Below are 16779 nucleotides of genomic sequence, written 5' to 3' on the forward strand. Positions count from 1 at the left end.
GGTGGATAGCGTTCGCCGCAAACTGCGGGGCCTAAGCAAACGCTATCCAGGCGGTGTATTAAAGAGCGCGATGCAACGTCTGGAACAGGGTGACGTTGTCACCGAAACTCAGTCTGCGCCAGAATGGCCTGCTGTAGGGGGGAGGTGTTCATCCCGCGTGCTACAAAACCATGCAGCCAGTCCGGCGCTTGCTCAAGCACCTGACGGGCGGCGGATTCGGTGTCAAATTCAGCAAAGACACAGGCCCCTGTACCGGTCAGGCGCGACGGCGCGTATTCTAACAGCCAGGAAAGCACCGCATCAACCTCGCGAAAACGTTTTCTTGCGATATCCTCGCAATCGTTGCTGAATTCACAATTTAATAACGTTTTTATTGACCGTACCGGGGTATTTCTTTTCAGGTCAGGATCTTTAAAGATGACCGGGGTAGGAACGCTCACGCCAGGGTGAACGATCAGATACCATTTTTCCGGCGGATCGACCGGCGTGAGGATTTCGCCCACCCCTTCAGCAAACGCCGCGTGGCCGCGCACAAACACTGGTACATCGGCGCCCAGCGTCAACCCTAACGCTGCCAGCTCGTCCGTTGTCAGACCGCAACCCCACAGATGGTTAAGCGCCACCAAAACGGTTGCAGCATTTGACGAACCGCCGCCAAGACCGCCGCCCATCGGCAGGCGTTTGTCGATACGGATATCCGCACCGCTTCCCGCTGGCAGACGATCCGACGACGACGCCGTTTTCATAAGCAGGCGGGCAGCGCGCACGATCAGGTTATCGTCATGCGCCACGCCGTCGACTGGCGTCAGCAGGCAAATCTGCCCGTCCTGACGCGGTTCGATTGAGATCGTGTCGCCGTAGTCGACAAACTGAAACAGGGTTTGCAGGGTGTGATAGCCGTCAGCGCGCTGCCCGGTAATGTAGAGAAACAGGTTCAGTTTTGCGGGAGAGGGCCAGTGGGTCATCATTTAACGATCCAATTGTCCATTTTCAGCTTAATACGCTGGCTACCCTGCGTCAGCTCCATATTGGACGGCAGCGATGGTTGAGTCTTGCTGTCATACGCGCTGTACACCACTTTCCAGGTTTTACCGCCCTGGGTGTAGTTAACCTGGCTCAGACGGTATTGGTCATCAAGCGTATAGTCGGTGGCGTCACCCGGCAGGCCAAGGATCCACTGGCGCAGACTATTGAGCGGAATCGGCATCCCGGTCAGCTTGCCAATCATCTCTTCGGCGTCAGTCGCGGTGTAGTGCTGGCCTTTGTTATCGGTGATCTGCGCTTCGCCAGGCTTCGCGTTAAGCTCCAGCTCGGTGCTGCCCAGCGGGTTGAGCAGCAGCAGGCGATAGTTGTCCTGCCCCGTTTGCTGCCAGAAGAAGCGAGCATAAACTTTTTGTTCGTCAGAGAGATATGCAAATGCACCGCGGGTCTGGTACTGGCTTAATTTCAGCACATCCTGCTGGTGCTGATGCCACTGCGGTGAGTCGGGGCTTTTGCCCGGGCCCTTCGGCTGATGAACGGAACAGGCGGTCAGAACCAGGGCCGCCAGAGGCAGCAGGCGAATCATTCGGGTCATAATGATGACAAATCCTTGAGATACGTTGCAGTTATAACTGTTAATGCTAGCGTTGAAGGGTGCCACCGTCTACGTTCAAATTATCTCAAAGCGCGGCGTAAGCTATTACTCCGAAAGGGGGCAGTCTCTTTTATTGATCTCGCGCATCCTGTATGATGCGTCCTGCTAACCTTATTAACGCTGGTACTACTCCCGCTCAACATGACCCTATTAGCACTCGGTATTAACCACAAAACGGCCCCGGTTTCACTGCGAGAACGCGTTACGTTTTCGCCGGATACGCTCGACCTGGCGCTGGATAGCCTGCTTGCACAGCCGATGGTGCAGGGTGGCGTGGTGCTGTCGACGTGCAACCGTACCGAGCTCTATTTAAGCGTGGAAGAGCAGGACAACCTGCACGAGGCGCTAATCCGCTGGCTATGTGACTATCACAACCTCAACGAAGAAGAGCTGCGCAACAGCCTGTACTGGCATCAGGATAACGATGCGGTCAGCCATCTGATGCGTGTGGCCAGCGGTCTGGATTCGCTGGTGCTGGGCGAGCCGCAGATCCTCGGCCAGGTGAAAAAAGCCTTCGCGGATTCCCAGAAAGGGCATCTGAAAGCCAGCGAACTGGAGCGAATGTTCCAGAAGTCATTCTCCGTGGCGAAGCGTGTGCGAACCGAAACCGACATTGGCGCCAGTGCGGTTTCGGTTGCTTTCGCGGCCTGTACTCTTGCCCGTCAAATCTTTGAATCGCTGTCGACCGTCACCGTACTGCTGGTGGGGGCGGGCGAAACCATCGAGCTGGTGGCGCGCCATCTTCGCGAACACAAGGTGAAGAAGATGATCATCGCTAACCGCACCCGCGAACGTGCGCAGGTGCTGGCAGATGAAGTGGGCGCTGAGGTGATTGCGCTGAGCGACATCGATGAACGTCTGAAAGAGGCGGACATTATTATCAGTTCTACCGCCAGCCCGCTGCCGATTATCGGGAAAGGGATGGTCGAGCGTGCGCTGAAATCCCGCCGCAATCAGCCGATGCTGCTGGTGGATATCGCCGTTCCGCGTGATGTCGAACCGGAAGTGGGCAAACTGGCGAACGCCTACCTGTACAGCGTGGATGACCTGCAAAGCATCATTTCGCACAACCTTGCCCAGCGTAAGGCGGCGGCTGTGCAGGCGGAAACCATCGTTGAACAGGAAACCAGCGAATTTATGGCCTGGCTGCGCGCGCAAAGCGTCAGCGAGACCATCCGCGAATACCGCGGTCAGGCGGAGCAGGTGCGTGATGACCTGACGGCCAAAGCGTTAGCGGCCCTTGAACAGGGCGGCGACGCGCAGGCGATTATGCAGGATTTAGCCTGGAAACTGACCAACCGCCTGATCCATGCCCCAACCAAATCTCTTCAGCAGGCTGCCCGTGACGGGGACGATGAACGCCTGACTATTCTGCGCAACAGCCTCGGGCTGGAATAGCGCCCTATACCCATTTTCTAAGACAAGGTGCATTTACGCCTATGAAGCCTTCTATCGTCGCTAAACTGGAAGCTCTGCACGAGCGCCATGAAGAAGTCCAGGCGCTGCTCGGCGATGCCGGGACCATTGCCGACCAGGAACGTTTTCGCGCGCTGTCGCGTGAATACGCGCAGTTAAGTGATGTTTCAAAATGCTTTACCGACTGGCGACAGGTCCAGGAAGATATCGAAACCGCGCAGATGATGCTCGACGATCCTGAAATGCGCGAGATGGCCCAGGAAGAGTTGCAGCACGCTAAAGCGCGGTCAGAAGAGATGGAACAGCAGCTTCAGGTCCTTCTGCTGCCAAAAGATCCGGACGATGAGCGTAACGCTTTTGTGGAAGTCCGCGCCGGTACCGGCGGCGACGAAGCGGCGCTGTTCGCCGGAGATCTGTTCCGTATGTACAGCCGTTATGCGGAATCACGCCGCTGGCGCGTAGAGATCATGAGCGCCAACGAAGGCGAGCATGGCGGCTACAAAGAGGTTATCGCCAAAATCAGCGGCGACGGCGTTTATGGTCGGCTGAAGTTTGAATCCGGCGGTCACCGCGTGCAGCGCGTGCCTGCGACAGAATCTCAGGGACGCATTCACACCTCGGCCTGTACGGTGGCGGTCATGCCCGAGCTGCCGGAAGCGGAACTGCCGGATATCAACCCGGCGGATCTGCGCATCGACACCTTCCGCTCTTCAGGGGCGGGTGGTCAGCACGTTAACACCACCGACTCCGCTATCCGTATTACTCACCTGCCCACCGGGATTGTGGTTGAGTGTCAGGACGAGCGATCCCAGCACAAGAACAAAGCTAAGGCGTTATCCGTGCTGGGTGCCCGTATCCACGCGGCGGAAATGGCGAAACGCCAGCAGGCGGAAGCCTCTACCCGCCGTAACCTGCTGGGCAGCGGCGACCGTAGCGATCGTAACCGCACCTATAACTTCCCGCAGGGGCGCGTAACCGACCACCGCATCAACCTGACGCTCTACCGTCTGGATGAGGCAATGGAAGGCAAGCTCGATATGCTGATTGAGCCTATCGTGCAGGAATACCAGGCCGACCAGCTGGCGGCGCTGTCCGAGCAGGATTAATGGATTTTCAGCGCTGGTTACGTGAGGCGGCCCGTGAACTTTCAGAAAGTGAAAGCCCGAAGCGGGACGCCGAAATTCTGCTTGAGCATGTGACGGGTAAAGCCCGCACGTATCTGCTGGCTTTCGGCGAAACCGAACTGACAGCTGAACAGCTATCGCAGCTGGAGGCGCTGCTCGCCCGCCGTAAAACCGGCGAGCCGGTGGCGCATCTGGTTGGCGAGCGCGAGTTCTGGTCACTTCCGCTGTATGTCTCAGCGGCGACGCTGATCCCGCGCCCGGACACCGAGTGTCTGGTGGAGCAGGCGCTGGCGCGGTTACCGGCGCAGTCGTGTCAGATCCTCGATCTGGGTACCGGCACCGGCGCGATTGCGCTGGCGCTTGCCAGCGAGCGGCCGGACTGCACCGTGACGGCGGTAGACGTGATGCCTGATGCGGTCGCCCTCGCGCGGCGCAACGTTGAACGGCTGAGGCTGAACAATGTTTCCGTTCTGCAAAGCAGCTGGTTTGCCGCGCTTGAAAGCCGCATGTTCGAAATGATTGTCAGCAATCCGCCCTACATCGACGAAGACGATCCGCATCTCGCGCAGGGCGACGTGCGTTTCGAACCGTTGACCGCGCTGGTCGCTGCGAATCAGGGACTTGCGGATCTCGATCACATTGTGACAACGTCACGGCAACATTTGCTTCCCGGTGGCTGGCTGCTGGTGGAACATGGGTGGACGCAGGGAGAGGCGGTGCGAGCACTGTTTACGCGTGCCGGATACGCCGCCGTGGAAACCTGCCGGGATTACGGCGGCAATGAACGTCTGACGCTGGGGCAGTGGTCATGAGCCTGTTTACGCTGCTAATCTCCGTTCACCTGGTTTCCGTTGCCCTGACCATCGGCTTTTTCATTGTCCGCTACTGGTGGCGCTACAGCAATAATCCGCTGATTAACGCCCGCTGGGTACGTATCGCCCCACACGGTATAGACACAGTGCTGTTCCTTTCCGGAGCCGGGTTAATGTGGAAGACCGGCTATCTGCCATTTACTGATAAAGGCCTATGGCTGACTGAAAAGCTGTTTGGCGTTATCATCTACATCGTTTTGGGTTTTATCGCGCTTGGGCGTCATCGTCCGCGCAGCCAGCAGACAGGGTTTATCGCCTTTCTGCTGGGTCTGGTGGTGCTGTACATCATCATTAAACTCGCCACCACAAGAATACCGTTACTGGGGTAAGTCATGAGGTCCTTAGCCGATTTCGAATTTAACAAAGTGCCGCTATGCGATGGTATGATCCTGATTTCAGAGATGATCCGCGACGATTTCACATCACAGTACGTTTACGCTGAACTGGAAAATCTGGTCAGCCTGGCGCGCGAAGAGATCAATCAGGCACGTCCGCAAGACTGGCAATTAGAGAAGCTGATTGAGCTTTTCTACGGCGAATGGGGTTTCTGCGACACGCGAGGCGTGTATCGCCTGTCTGACGCACTGTGGCTGGACCAGGTGCTGAAAAATCGACAGGGTAGCGCCGTCGCGTTGGGCGCCATTTTACTGTGGGTTGCGCACCGACTGGATATTCCACTGGTGCCGGTCATTTTCCCCACGCAGATGATTTTGCGGGCGGAGTGGCTGGACGGTGAGATGTGGTTAATCAATCCGTTTAACGGCGACACGCTGGATGAGCATACGCTGGACGTCTGGCTGAAAGGCAACATCAGCCCGATAGCGGAGCTGTTCAATGAAGATCTCGATGAAGCCGATAACGCCGAAGTGATCCGCAAGCTGTTGGATACGCTGAAGTCTGCGCTGATGGAAGAGCGTCAGATGGAGCTGGCCCTGCGCGCAAGCGAAGTGCTGTTACAGTTCAATCCGGAAGATCCGTACGAAATCCGCGACCGCGGCCTGATTTATGCGCAGCTCGACTGCGAACACGTGGCGCTGAATGATTTGAATTATTTCGTCGAGCAATGTCCGGAAGATCCGATCAGCGAAATGATTCGCGCGCAGATCAACGCGATCGCGCATAAACACATTACACTGCATTAATCTTAATTCCGATTCACACCTGAATAAGGCGATCCTATGAAACAAAAAGTGGTTAGCATTGGTGATATCAACGTGGCAAACGACCTGCCGTTCGTGCTGTTTGGCGGTATGAACGTTCTGGAATCCCGCGATCTCGCTATGCGCATCTGTGAACACTACGTGACCGTGACCCAGAAGCTGGGCATCCCGTACGTGTTTAAAGCCTCTTTTGACAAAGCCAACCGCTCCTCCATTCACTCCTACCGTGGCCCGGGCCTGGAAGAGGGGATGAAGATTTTCCAGGAGCTGAAACAGACGTTTGGCGTGAAAGTGATCACCGACGTGCACGAAGCGTCTCAGGCACAGCCCGTGGCTGATGTGGTAGACGTGATTCAGCTTCCGGCGTTCCTGGCGCGCCAGACTGACCTGGTAGAAGCGATGGCGAAAACCGGTGCCGTGATTAACGTGAAAAAACCGCAGTTCGTGAGCCCTGGCCAGATGGGTAACATCGTCGATAAGTTTATCGAAGGTGGTAACGACCAGGTGATCCTGTGCGACCGTGGTTCAAACTTCGGTTATGACAACCTGGTTGTGGATATGCTGGGCTTCAGCGTAATGAAGAACGTCTCTAACCAGTCTCCGGTGATTTTCGACGTGACCCACTCCCTGCAATGTCGCGACCCGTTTGGCGCCGCGTCTGGCGGGCGTCGTGCGCAGGTGACCGAACTGGCGCGCGCCGGTATGGCAACCGGCCTGGCGGGTCTGTTCATTGAAGCGCACCCGGATCCGGTTAACGCAAAATGCGACGGTCCATCTGCGCTGCCGCTGGATAAGCTGGAGCCATTCCTGAAACAGATTAAAGCGATTGACGATCTGGTGAAGAGCTTCGACGAGCTGGATACCAGCAACTAATAAAAAACCCGCTTCGGCGGGTTTTTCTTTGCCCGGCGGCGCTACGCTTGCGCGGGCCTACGGGTTTCGTAGGCCGGGTAAGCGCAGCGCCACCCGGCAAAAAAATTACGCAAATATCGTCATCAGATACGCAATAAACAGCGCCATATGCGCCGCGCCGTTCAGCACATTGGTGCGGCCGGTTGAGAAGGAAATCTGGCACAGGAGTAGCGACGCTACCATCACAATCATCTCTGGTGCACCCAGCGCAAACTGCAATTCATTCCCCGTCATAAAGGCAATAAGCGTTACCACCGGAACGGTAAGGGAGATGGTCGCCAGAACGGAGCCAAAGAACAGATTCATCGCACGCTGCACCTGATTATTGAGCACCGCTTTCAGCGCTCCCAGGCCTTCTGGCGACAGGATCAACAGGGCTACCAGGAAACCGGTAAAGGCGACCGGCGCGTTCAGTTCAGTTAACAGCGCCTCCAGCGGGTTCGCATTCATCTTGGTGACCGCAATTACCGCAATCAGATGCACGATTAGCCAAACCGTGTGCCACGCGCTGCTGTGGGCCGACGGCTTACCGTGATGCGGGTCATCATCGTCGCCGTCGTCTTCATGCTCGTAAACAAACAGGCTCTGGTGCGTTTTGGTCTGGATCAGCAAAAACACGCCGTACATCGCCGCGGAAATCAGTGCCACCAGCAGCGCCTGGCCGGTGGTGAAGTTTGCGCCCGGCAATGCCATCGGGAATACCAGCACGATAATCGCCAGCGGGAACAGGGCGATCAGATACTGTTTAATGCCAAAAAGGTTCATGTACTGGGTGGCAAATTTGCGGCCACCTAATAAAAGCGAAAAACCGACCAGGCCGCCGGTAACAATCATAATGATGGAGTAGAGCGTATCGCGCATTAACGTTGGTGCGGCGTCGCCGGTGGCCATTAATGCGGAAATTAGACTGACCTCAAGAATCACAACCGAAAGGCTTAAAATTAATGACCCATACGGCTCTCCAAGACGGTGGGCTAAAACATCCGCATGGCGTACCACGCTAAATGCACTGGTTAAAATACCCACCAGAGCCAGAATATTGATCCCCACAACCACTGGCAATGACTGACTGCTTCCCCAGAAGAGCAGCACAGCCAGTGCCAGAACCGGGAAAATGAGAGAGGTCTCCTTGTGGCGGGTCTTTACCGCCTCGTGTGTTGCTGTCATGTGTTTCTCCAACAGTGCAGGTGCTTGTAATTATAGATAGATTTTGAGGGTGTTAAATTAACAGAAAACGGTTAAATACCCTGTATTTTTTACTTAATTTTACCCTTTAATGGGAATTTTATTCCTGAAGCTTATAATACCTTATTTACACAAAATATTAATTTAATAACAACGCCTTGCGCTCTTAATTAGTTCATTTCTTGCTGTCGGCTGGCACCCTGGCGTATCGTCGTCCACACTTATCTTTTAGCCAAAAGAGAGGTTAACGATGCCATACAAATCGAAAAGCGAATTACCGGATAACGTGCAAAACGTACTGCCTGCCCACGCTCAGGATATCTACAAAGAAGCCTTTAACAGCGCCTGGGATCAGTACAAAGATAAAGAAGATCGCCGGGACGATGCCAGCCGTGAAGAGACGGCGCATAAAGTGGCCTGGGCCGCCGTAAAAAATGACTATGAGAAAGGGGATGATGACAAATGGCACAAAAAGAAATAGCTGCCGAATAATACGCTGCCTCCATTTTGACATTTCAGGCGGTTGAACTGCCGCTGTATTGCATCTGGCCCGCGAATTGCTTATCGTTTCTCAACTGCTGTTAAAATGAACAGCACAGAATGCCGGGAAGGCGCATTAAAGATGTCGCAAGGAAGCATGCAGTGGCGGAGGTGGAATGTGTTAACGCGTGATTTCTTGATGAAGGCAGATTGTAAGACGGCATTTGGTGCTATTGAGGAATCGCTTCTGTGGTCGGCTGAACAACGTGCGGCGTCGCTTGCGGCAACGCTGGCCTGCCGCCCGGATGATAGCCCGGTCTGGATTTTTGGTTACGGCTCGCTGATGTGGAACCCGGCGCTCGAGTTTGTTGAATCGGCAACCGGAACGCTGCCTGGCTGGCACCGCGCCTTCTGTTTGCGCCTGACCGCCGGACGCGGCAGCGCGTGTCAGCCTGGACGTATGCTTGCACTAAAAGAGGGCGGGCGCACCACGGGCGTGGCATACCGGCTGCCGGATACCACGCTGGAAGATGAGCTGACGCTGCTGTGGAAGCGCGAGATGATCACCGGCTGCTATATGCCCAGCTGGTGCAAGCTGGAACTGGACGACGGCCGCACCGTCAACGCGCTGGTGTTCATTATGGATCCGCGGCACCCGCTGTATGAAGCCGACACCCGAACCCAGGTGATTGCCCCGCTGATTGCCGCCGCCAGTGGACCGCTGGGCACTAACGCCCAGTACCTTTTCTCGCTCGATCAGGAGCTGACGCGTCTCGGTATGCAGGACGACTGTCTGAGTGAGCTGGTGGTGAAGGTAAAAGCGCTGCTGGAAGGGAACCCGCTCAGCAATACGCTGCGCCCGGGTTTTGCCTGATAATACGCCCGGCTGGCCGGGCGTTTATGGTTATGCTGCCACGTAACTTACGGAATGTTCGAGCGACTGGCTGTGGCTGTCGATCAGCACATCCCAGGTGCCGGTGTAAGGCACCGTCAGCCAGGCCTTATCATCCTGGACGGTAAGGATATCTGCCTGCGATTGCTTTTGCCCTTTTGTACTCATCAGATGGATGCGGCAACGTTCTGAGCAACGCACCACTACCGTATCCCCGCCAAACAGTTTCAGACTCGTTTTAACTCGTGCCATTTTTTATACCCCGTCGTTTTTGCCCATCCCGAGCGTGATGTTGTTCACAATTTACTCATTGCATAACACCAAAGGGGAAGGTGGGTGATGCTGATTTCGATCAAAAAATGGCGCAACGATTAAACAAAAATGACAAAATTTCTGAAACCTTTCAGCCGACGCGCGTTTTCCCTGCTTAACGCGCGTCCGGGAAAAATTATATGCGGAAATGGCCAGCGGTCTCAGCAAGGTCGCCCGCCTGGCTTTGCAGCGCGCTGGCCGCCGCAGCAGACTGTACAACGAGTTCAGCGTTCTGCTGCACCATGCGATCCAGGTGAGTCACCGCGTGGTTAATTTCATGGATCCCTTTCATCTGCTCGCGGGTGGCAATAGATATTTCACGCATAATGCCAGACACGCTCCCGACGCTGGCGCGGATCTCATCCATGCTGTCGCCCGCAAGGTGCACAAACCGGGAGCCGGTTGCAACGCTTTCGGTAGTGGAGTCAATAAGGGATTTGATCTCTTTCGCCGCCTGAGCGCTGCGGCTGGCCAGATTACGCACTTCCCCCGCAACGACCGCGAACCCACGGCCCTGCTCACCGGCACGAGCCGCTTCGACGGAGGCGTTAAGCGCCAGAATGTTGGTCTGGAAGGCGATGCCGTCAATCACGCTGGTGATATCGCCAATCTTTGCAGAAGCCACTTCGATGGACTGCATGGTGCTGATTGCCTGCGAGACAACTTCGCCGCCGCGCGCTGCGGCCGCAGAGGCCTTACTGGCCTGGTCGTTGGCTTCTTCGGCCGATTCATTCGACTGGGTAACGGAGGCGGTTATCTCTTCCACGGCGCTGGCGGTCTCACGCAGGCTGGACGCGGCCTGCTCGGTACGTCCGGAGAGATCCTGGTTGCCTGCCGCAATCTCCTGCGCGGCGTTTTTCACTGAGGCGCTGGCGTCGCGAAGCTGGACCATCACCACCGAGAGCTTATTGCTGAAGGCGTTAAACGCCTGCGCAATTTGCGCCACTTCGTCATCACCGCTATCCGGCAGACGCTGGGACAGATCGTTGGTGCCGTTGGCAATGCTGTGCATCGCGTCGCGAATGTCGGACAGGCGCTTAAGCAGGCGGGCTATCAGGAGGTGGACAATGGCGCCGCTCAGAAGCGCCAGAATCACCAGCGAGATTGCCGACGCTTTCAGCAAGGAACGCATGCCGGAGGTGGCGTCGCTGCTGTCGAGGGCGACGACCAGCAGCCAGTTCGTGCCCGGCACGGCTGAGGCGATAAAGGTTTTTTCCTCATCATTCAGCGTCCCGTCGACCGGATTACCGCTCTTCAGCGCCGCAAGGTCGATGCCTTTGATCGTCCCGGTAAACGGCTTCAGCGTCAGGGTCGGCTCGTTGGCGGCAATAACCGTGCCGTCGCTGTTCAGGAGCAACCCGCTGCTGGCAGGCGTTGGGTGGATCCCGCGCACGTTCGCCACCACGCTATCCATGGCGACATCGCCCGCTACCACTGCTTTCAGAGTACCATTCTCCTTCACCGGTACGGCAAACGTCACCACCAGCTTCCCGGTCCCGGCATCAACGTAGGGCGCCGTCACAACCGGGCCGTCCGTGCTCACCACCTGCTGATACCAGGGACGAATGGTTGGGTCATAATCCGCCGGGACCCCCGCAGGATCGGAGAATTTCGCCGTCTTGCTGGCGTAGCCTGCGTAGACGTTGGTGAAGCCGCCCGCCTGGGCTAATTGCTTAAACACCGGAACCGGATCGTCAGCCAGCGCGATGCTCTGCGCGGAGGCAATCACCGTCATTTTGCTTTTGACCCAGTCGGCAATCGCCATATTGTGGCTGGCGCTGGTGCTGGTCAGTATATCGCGCTGCGACTGCTGATTATCCTGGCGCGTGACCTGAAAGTTGATAATGGTATTAAGAAGAAGGGCGACGACCATACAGCCTGTCGTCGCCGCAATAATGCGGGCGCGAATGGATCTGAACATAAGTGTAATACCTGCTGTGTTGTTTCCATGCCTATCGGCAATGGCGCAGGTAAACTTGATGCTGAAACCGCGTCCATAAGAAAATAATATTTTTAGCGATTTATTATTAAAAAGTTAATACTTTATCAGCGGTAAGAGTCCATTCAGCCAGTTCAACCAGCGTGCCAATTTCCACGCCATCAATCAGGGGCAGCCCGGTAATGCCGCGACCGTCGGTACAGGTTTTGCACAGCTTGACCGGAACGTTTTGCGCGGTCAGGATCTCCAGCATGTGTTGGATGTTGTAGCCCTCAGCGGGTTTCTGCCCCTTCAGCGCGGCCGTGACGGCATCGGACATCAAAAAGAGGCGCAGCTCCAGCTCACTCTCCTTATCGCGCAGCGCGATTGCCAGGCGCAGACTGTTAAAAAGGGATTCACTGCCGTAGGCCGCACCGTTGGCGACGATCACAATCTTCTGCATGTTGACTCCTGTTCTTTAAAAAGGCACGAATATTGCTTCTCATACCGAAGAATATGTATCGGAGAGAGAAACGATGACGATAGTGGCTGGCAGTTCGCCTGGCGCGACCGAATGGTTCCAGCGTGCAAGAATGCTGCGGGAGGAACAGCTCGGCAGATTAGCGCAGCTGGGCGCACTGGTGAACGGCATCAGTCGACTGGTGCATATGCTACAGTGCGAACGCGGTGCGTCAAATGTCTGGCTCTGCTCGCAGGGTAAATTGTACGGGCCTGAATGCAAGGCCAGCAGGGCTTTGGTGGATGAAAACCTTGCGGCATTGCACCTCCTGTTTAGCGAACCGCTGCCGGGCAGCGCCCTCTGCGAACGTATCGCCAGTGCACTGCACGGCCTTGAAACGCTGATGGTGCTGCGTGATGGCGTTACAGGTCAACGCGTCACCGCGCCGCAGGCGATGGAACACTACAGCCGCATACTGCGGCATCTGCTCAATATCGTACCTCAACTCAGCGACAGCATTGACGATCCGCACATCGCGGGCCGATTTGTGGCCCTTTACAGCCTGATGCAGGGCAAAGAACTTGTGGGACAAGAGCGGGCGTTAGGGGCTATTGGTTTCACCCAGGGATTCTTTGACGATGAAACTCGCCAGCGGCTGGTGGATCGCATTGATGGCCAGCAGGCCTGCTTTGAGGTTTTTATCTCCCATTGCACTCCAGACGTGCAGGAGACGTTTACCCTCAACTGTCAGCCGGGTCTGGAGACTGAAAAACTCAGGCGTGAAGCGTGCACCCGCCAGCCTCCGGCAGATAATGGCGATACCGCCCTCAAATGGTTTGCCCTGCAAACCGCGCGCCTTGAGCATCTGCGCACGCTGGAGGAGGTAGCCATTGCCGATCTGATGACGGCAGTTGAGGAGCGTCGCTATAGCGAAAACCTGCACGTAGACGATGAGTACGACGATATCCTGGCGCGATTTCCGGATAGACCACTGCTGCCGCTGGTGCGCCAGCAGGCGCGTGAAATTGAGCAACTCTCCCGTCAGCTTGCTTCCCTGCGCGACACGCTGGAGGAGCGCAAGACCATCGACAAAGCCAAAAGCGTGCTAATGACGCATCAGAACATGAGCGAGGAGCAGGCGTGGACAGCCCTGCGCAAAATGGCGATGGATAAAAACCAACGCATGGTGGATATCGCCCGTGCGCTCCTTACGGTGAAAAATCTGTGGAATGTACCCCCTGGGGAGTAGTTGCACAGTCAGTGGGCATTTAATGCCTGATTGAGGTGCGTAAAAGAGCGCTCTCCTTGCAGAAACCCCGTAAAGCCGGGGTTAAAAAGCTGGCATCACCTTTGCATTAACAGATTAACTATTTTTGACGATGCGCCAACGGCGGTGCATACGTCTTCGGGATAAAGGCGTCCAGCGGTGCATCAGCACCGTCGGGCGCTTTTTTTTGCCTTTTTTCAGGAGCAATTATGGCGGATTTGTCGAGACGGCGTTTATTGCAGGCCAGCATGCTGGCGAGTGGTGCGATGCTGTTGCCGGGTGTCATGCAGGCCGCATGGGCGGCGGGGTCAGATAAGCCGGAGCAGGATTCCGTGCGTATCGGGTTTATCCCCCTGACCGATTGCGCGCCAGTGGTTATCGCGGCCCTGAAAGGGTTCGATAAAAAACACGGCATTACCATTGTACCTACCAAGGAGGCGAGCTGGGCGGCGGTGCGCGACAAGCTGGTGGCGGGGGAGCTGGACGCCGCACACATTCTTTACGGCCTGCTGTACGGACTGGAGCTGGGTATCGCGGGCAAGCCGCAGCAGATGGCGAACCTGATGACTCTCAACCAGAACGGTCAGGCCATTACGCTCTCCAGCGATCTGGCGGAGAAGGGCGTTCGTGATCTCGACGGGCTGAAAAAGCTGATTACACAGCAGGCACCGGGAACCTACACCTTCGCGCATACCTTCCCGACGGGGACACACGCTATGTGGCTCTACTACTGGCTGGCCAGTGCGGGCATTAACCCGTTTGACGACGTGCGCACTGTGGTGGTCCCGCCGCCACAGATGGTGATGAACATGCGCATCGGCAACATGGTCGGGTTCTGCGTCGGCGAGCCGTGGAACGCGCGGGCGATTAACGACCGCATCGGGTTTACCGCCGCCACGTCACAGTCCATCTGGGCCGATCACCCGGAAAAGATCCTCGGCACCCGACGCGACTGGGTGGTGAAAAATCCGCACACCGCACGGGCGCTGGTGAGCGCCGTGATGGAAGCCGCGCGCTGGATCGAGGCGTCAGCGGAAAACAAACGTGAAACCGCGCAGATCCTCTCGCGCCGCGCATGGCTCAACTGCAAGGAACAGTACCTCACCGGACGCATGCTCGGCGAATACGACAACGGGCTCGGTCAGCGCTGGCAGGATGCGCACCCGATCCGTTTCTTCAATGAGGGTGCCGTGAGCTACCCGTATCTCTCCGACGGCATGTGGTTCTTAACCCAGTTCCGCCGCTGGGGTTTGCTCAACGCCGCGCCAGATTATGCGGGCATCGCACAGCGCATTAACCAGACCGCGGTCTGGCAGGATGCCGCGACCGCCGTGGGCGGCATGTCCACACCGTCATCACCGTATCGCAGCAGTACCCTGATGGACGGCACCGTCTGGAACGGCACCGATCCGGAAGGGTACGCCAACCGCTTCGCCATTCACCGTAAAGGGGCCTGAGTATGCAGCATCTGCAAAATACGCAACCACAAGAGAAGTCAGAGAGCGGGGAAGTGATTGTCCTGCCTCCGCTACAGGTTCGCCGTCGTGCGCCAGCGTTTACGCGTCGGATGAATGAGTTTTTACAGCGCGTCATCCCGGCGCTGCTCGGTCTCGGTCTGCTGGTGGTGCTCTGGCAGCTGGCGGCGATAAACAGTAAAGGTTTCCCGACGCCGCTCAGCACGCTCGATTCGGCCATGACCCTGTTTGCCGATCCGTTTTATCGCGACGGGCCAAACGATATGGGCATTGGCTGGAACGTGCTGGCGTCGTTGCAGCGCGTCGCCATCGGCTTCGGTCTGGCGGCGCTGGCGGGCATTCCGCTGGGCTTTTTGATTGGGCGCTTCACCTTTTTCTCCCGCATGTTCAACCCGCTGATCGCGCTCCTGCGTCCGGTCAGCCCGCTGGCCTGGCTGCCTATCGGCCTGCTGCTGTTCCAGAAAGCGGAGCCCGCGTCGAGCTGGACCATTTTCATCTGCTCCATCTGGCCGATGGTCATTAACACCGCCGAAGGGGTGCGCCGTATTCCGCAGGACTACCTCAACGTGGCCCGGGTGCTGCAACTCTCAGAGTGGACCATCATGCGCCGCATTCTTTTCCCCGCCGTGCTGCCTGCGGTGTTGACCGGGGTACGTCTCTCCATTGGCATTGCCTGGCTGGTGATTGTCGCCGCCGAGATGCTCACCGGAGGTTTAGGCATTGGCTTCTGGATCTGGAATGAGTGGAACAACCTCAACGTCGAAAACATTCTCATCGCCATCGTCATCATTGGCGTGGTCGGGTTGCTGCTGGAGCAGGGGCTGATGCTGATCGCCCGTCGCTTTAGCTGGCAGGAAAAATAAGGAGTGAAGATGAAACCTTTAATTCAGGTTCAGGCCGTGAGCCAGCGTTTTTCCACCGCCAGCGGCGAGTTTCTGGCGCTGCAAAACGTCTCTTTTGATATCCACGAGGGCGAAACCGTCAGTCTGATTGGTCACTCCGGCTGCGGCAAGTCGACCCTGTTAAACCTGATCGCCGGGATCACGCTGCCGACGGAAGGCGGGCTGATTTGCGACAACCGCGAAATCGCCGGGCCGGGGCCTGAGCGTGCGGTAGTGTTCCAGAACCATTCGCTGCTGCCGTGGTTAACCTGCTTCGACAACGTGGCGCTGGCGGTGGATCAGGTCTTCCGTCGCACCATGAGTAAGGCCGAGCGCAAAGAGTGGATTGAGCACAATCTCGACCGGGTGCAGATGGGCCACGCGCTGAATAAGCGCCCCGGGGAGATCTCCGGCGGTATGAAGCAGCGCGTCGGTATTGCCCGGGCGCTGGCAATGAAGCCGAAAGTGCTGCTGATGGATGAGCCGTTTGGCGCGCTCGATGCGCTGACGCGTGCCCATCTTCAGGACTCGGTGATGCAGATCCAGCAGGCGCTGAACACCACCATCGTGCTCATCACTCACGACGTGGACGAGGCGGTACTGCTCTCTGACCGCGTAATGATGATGACCAACGGCCCGGCGGCCACCGTGGGTGAGATCCTGCGCGTCGATCTGCCGCGCCCGCGCAACCGGGTGCAGCTGGCGGACGATAGCCGCTATCACCACATGCGCCAGCAGATCCTCCATTTCCTCTACGAAAAACAGCCGAAAGCGGCGTAATGAGGGGGC

General features: G+C 57.0%; 18 protein-coding genes. 12 read left to right on the forward strand and 6 right to left on the reverse strand.

What is annotated here, in order from left to right:
• Nucleotides 1-98: 98 nt before the first annotated feature.
• Both ispE and lolB read right to left on the reverse strand, forming a co-directional pair.
• Complete coding sequence (gene ispE / locus SK51_RS14050) at nt 99-968, reverse strand: 4-(cytidine 5'-diphospho)-2-C-methyl-D-erythritol kinase (protein WP_023306434.1); 870 nt, start codon at nt 966-968, stop codon at nt 99-101.
• Nucleotides 965-1576, reverse strand: coding sequence for a lipoprotein insertase outer membrane protein LolB (lolB, locus tag SK51_RS14055; RefSeq protein WP_032676197.1), 612 nt, complete (start codon nt 1574-1576; stop codon nt 965-967). Before lolB ends, ispE begins: the two co-directional genes overlap by 4 nt.
• Before the next feature lie 201 nt (nt 1577-1777).
• On the opposite strand from lolB, the gene hemA reads away from it, so the two are divergent.
• From hemA to kdsA, 6 genes are read left to right on the forward strand one after another with little or no spacing between them, the layout of a single operon-like run.
• Nucleotides 1778-3034: a glutamyl-tRNA reductase gene (hemA, locus tag SK51_RS14060; RefSeq protein ID WP_003856666.1), complete on the forward strand. Its 1257-nt coding sequence runs from the start codon at nt 1778-1780 to the stop codon at nt 3032-3034.
• Nucleotides 3035-3075: 41 nt separating this feature from the next.
• Nucleotides 3076-4158, forward strand: coding sequence for a peptide chain release factor 1 (prfA, locus tag SK51_RS14065; RefSeq protein ID WP_023306432.1), 1083 nt, complete (start codon nt 3076-3078; stop codon nt 4156-4158).
• Complete coding sequence (gene prmC / locus SK51_RS14070) at nt 4158-4988, forward strand: peptide chain release factor N(5)-glutamine methyltransferase (protein WP_023306431.1); 831 nt, start codon at nt 4158-4160, stop codon at nt 4986-4988. The genes prfA and prmC overlap by 1 nt, the downstream gene beginning before the upstream one ends.
• Entirely contained in the window at nt 4985-5377 is a 393-nt protein-coding gene (gene sirB2, locus SK51_RS14075; protein ID WP_022648377.1) for an invasion regulator SirB2, read from the forward strand. The genes prmC and sirB2 overlap by 4 nt, the downstream gene beginning before the upstream one ends.
• Nucleotides 5378-5380: 3 nt before the next feature.
• Nucleotides 5381-6190 carry an invasion regulator SirB1 gene (gene sirB1 / locus SK51_RS14080; protein ID WP_022648376.1) on the forward strand — a complete coding sequence of 270 codons (810 nt, stop codon included), beginning with the start codon at nt 5381-5383 and terminating at the stop codon, nt 6188-6190.
• Between the two features lie 36 nt (nt 6191-6226).
• Nucleotides 6227-7081, forward strand: coding sequence for a 3-deoxy-8-phosphooctulonate synthase (kdsA, locus tag SK51_RS14085; protein ID WP_022648375.1), 855 nt, complete (start codon nt 6227-6229; stop codon nt 7079-7081).
• Between the two features lie 105 nt (nt 7082-7186).
• On the opposite strand, the gene chaA is transcribed toward kdsA, so the two are convergent.
• Nucleotides 7187-8287: a sodium-potassium/proton antiporter ChaA gene (gene chaA, locus SK51_RS14090; RefSeq protein WP_003856672.1), complete on the reverse strand. Its 1101-nt coding sequence runs from the start codon at nt 8285-8287 to the stop codon at nt 7187-7189.
• A gap of 268 nt (nt 8288-8555) precedes the next feature.
• Here chaA and chaB point away from each other — a divergent pair, with 268 nt between their 5' ends.
• The gene (chaB, locus tag SK51_RS14095) at nt 8556-8786 is read left to right on the forward strand and encodes a putative cation transport regulator ChaB (protein WP_003856674.1); all 231 of its coding nucleotides are present in this window, start codon (nt 8556-8558) and stop codon (nt 8784-8786) included.
• A gap of 177 nt (nt 8787-8963) precedes the next feature.
• Entirely contained in the window at nt 8964-9659 is a 696-nt protein-coding gene (locus SK51_RS14100; protein ID WP_023306430.1) for a gamma-glutamylcyclotransferase, read from the forward strand.
• A gap of 30 nt (nt 9660-9689) precedes the next feature.
• On the opposite strand, the gene SK51_RS14105 is transcribed toward SK51_RS14100, so the two are convergent.
• From SK51_RS14105 to SK51_RS14115, 3 genes are all read right to left on the reverse strand, one after another.
• Nucleotides 9690-9929: a hypothetical protein gene (locus SK51_RS14105; protein WP_015570352.1), complete on the reverse strand. Its 240-nt coding sequence runs from the start codon at nt 9927-9929 to the stop codon at nt 9690-9692.
• Between the two features lie 196 nt (nt 9930-10125).
• The gene (locus tag SK51_RS14110; protein ID WP_023306429.1) at nt 10126-11910 is read right to left on the reverse strand and encodes a methyl-accepting chemotaxis protein; all 1785 of its coding nucleotides are present in this window, start codon (nt 11908-11910) and stop codon (nt 10126-10128) included.
• 106 nt (nt 11911-12016) lie between these two features.
• Entirely contained in the window at nt 12017-12370 is a 354-nt protein-coding gene (locus SK51_RS14115; protein WP_023300288.1) for a DsrE/DsrF/TusD sulfur relay family protein, read from the reverse strand.
• A 73-nt stretch (nt 12371-12443) separates the two neighbouring features.
• Here SK51_RS14115 and nasR point away from each other — a divergent pair, with 73 nt between their 5' ends.
• The 4 genes from nasR to SK51_RS14135 all read left to right on the forward strand — a co-directional run bounded on the left by nasR (nt 12444) and on the right by SK51_RS14135 (nt 16770).
• Nucleotides 12444-13616 carry a nitrate regulatory protein NasR gene (nasR, locus tag SK51_RS14120; protein WP_023306428.1) on the forward strand — a complete coding sequence of 391 codons (1173 nt, stop codon included), beginning with the start codon at nt 12444-12446 and terminating at the stop codon, nt 13614-13616.
• Nucleotides 13617-13843: 227 nt separating this feature from the next.
• Nucleotides 13844-15091, forward strand: coding sequence for a CmpA/NrtA family ABC transporter substrate-binding protein (locus SK51_RS14125; protein WP_023306427.1), 1248 nt, complete (start codon nt 13844-13846; stop codon nt 15089-15091).
• Between the two features lie 2 nt (nt 15092-15093).
• Nucleotides 15094-15972, forward strand: a complete 879-nt coding sequence (gene ntrB, locus SK51_RS14130) for a nitrate ABC transporter permease (protein WP_022648369.1) — start codon at nt 15094-15096, stop codon at nt 15970-15972.
• Between the two features lie 9 nt (nt 15973-15981).
• Nucleotides 15982-16770 carry an ABC transporter ATP-binding protein gene (locus SK51_RS14135; RefSeq protein ID WP_023300285.1) on the forward strand — a complete coding sequence of 263 codons (789 nt, stop codon included), beginning with the start codon at nt 15982-15984 and terminating at the stop codon, nt 16768-16770.
• Nucleotides 16771-16779: the final 9 nt, after the last annotated feature.

The organism is Enterobacter sp. MGH85, assembly GCF_001037655.1.
GTDB lineage: Bacteria > Pseudomonadota > Gammaproteobacteria > Enterobacterales > Enterobacteriaceae > Enterobacter > Enterobacter intestinihominis.

What these genes read in the sequence shown, in the direction of transcription:
- lolB (WP_032676197.1), bottom strand. Translation starts at nt 1,576, where the DNA reads ATGACCCGAATGATTCGCCTGCTGCCTCTGGCGGCCCTGGTTCTGACC.
- SK51_RS14105 (WP_015570352.1), bottom strand. Translation starts at nt 9,929, where the DNA reads ATGGCACGAGTTAAAACGAGTCTGAAACTGTTTGGCGGGGATACGGTA.
- chaB (WP_003856674.1), top strand. Translation starts at nt 8,556, where the DNA reads ATGCCATACAAATCGAAAAGCGAATTACCGGATAACGTGCAAAACGTA.
- nasR (WP_023306428.1), top strand. Translation starts at nt 12,444, where the DNA reads ATGACGATAGTGGCTGGCAGTTCGCCTGGCGCGACCGAATGGTTCCAG.
- SK51_RS14135 (WP_023300285.1), top strand. Translation starts at nt 15,982, where the DNA reads ATGAAACCTTTAATTCAGGTTCAGGCCGTGAGCCAGCGTTTTTCCACC.
- kdsA (WP_022648375.1), top strand. Translation starts at nt 6,227, where the DNA reads ATGAAACAAAAAGTGGTTAGCATTGGTGATATCAACGTGGCAAACGAC.
- SK51_RS14110 (WP_023306429.1), bottom strand. Translation starts at nt 11,910, where the DNA reads ATGTTCAGATCCATTCGCGCCCGCATTATTGCGGCGACGACAGGCTGT.
- ispE (WP_023306434.1), bottom strand. Translation starts at nt 968, where the DNA reads ATGATGACCCACTGGCCCTCTCCCGCAAAACTGAACCTGTTTCTCTAC.
- SK51_RS14115 (WP_023300288.1), bottom strand. Translation starts at nt 12,370, where the DNA reads ATGCAGAAGATTGTGATCGTCGCCAACGGTGCGGCCTACGGCAGTGAA.
- sirB2 (WP_022648377.1), top strand. Translation starts at nt 4,985, where the DNA reads ATGAGCCTGTTTACGCTGCTAATCTCCGTTCACCTGGTTTCCGTTGCC.
- prfA (WP_023306432.1), top strand. Translation starts at nt 3,076, where the DNA reads ATGAAGCCTTCTATCGTCGCTAAACTGGAAGCTCTGCACGAGCGCCAT.
- prmC (WP_023306431.1), top strand. Translation starts at nt 4,158, where the DNA reads ATGGATTTTCAGCGCTGGTTACGTGAGGCGGCCCGTGAACTTTCAGAA.
- sirB1 (WP_022648376.1), top strand. Translation starts at nt 5,381, where the DNA reads ATGAGGTCCTTAGCCGATTTCGAATTTAACAAAGTGCCGCTATGCGAT.
- chaA (WP_003856672.1), bottom strand. Translation starts at nt 8,287, where the DNA reads ATGACAGCAACACACGAGGCGGTAAAGACCCGCCACAAGGAGACCTCT.
- SK51_RS14125 (WP_023306427.1), top strand. Translation starts at nt 13,844, where the DNA reads ATGGCGGATTTGTCGAGACGGCGTTTATTGCAGGCCAGCATGCTGGCG.
- ntrB (WP_022648369.1), top strand. Translation starts at nt 15,094, where the DNA reads ATGCAGCATCTGCAAAATACGCAACCACAAGAGAAGTCAGAGAGCGGG.
- hemA (WP_003856666.1), top strand. Translation starts at nt 1,778, where the DNA reads ATGACCCTATTAGCACTCGGTATTAACCACAAAACGGCCCCGGTTTCA.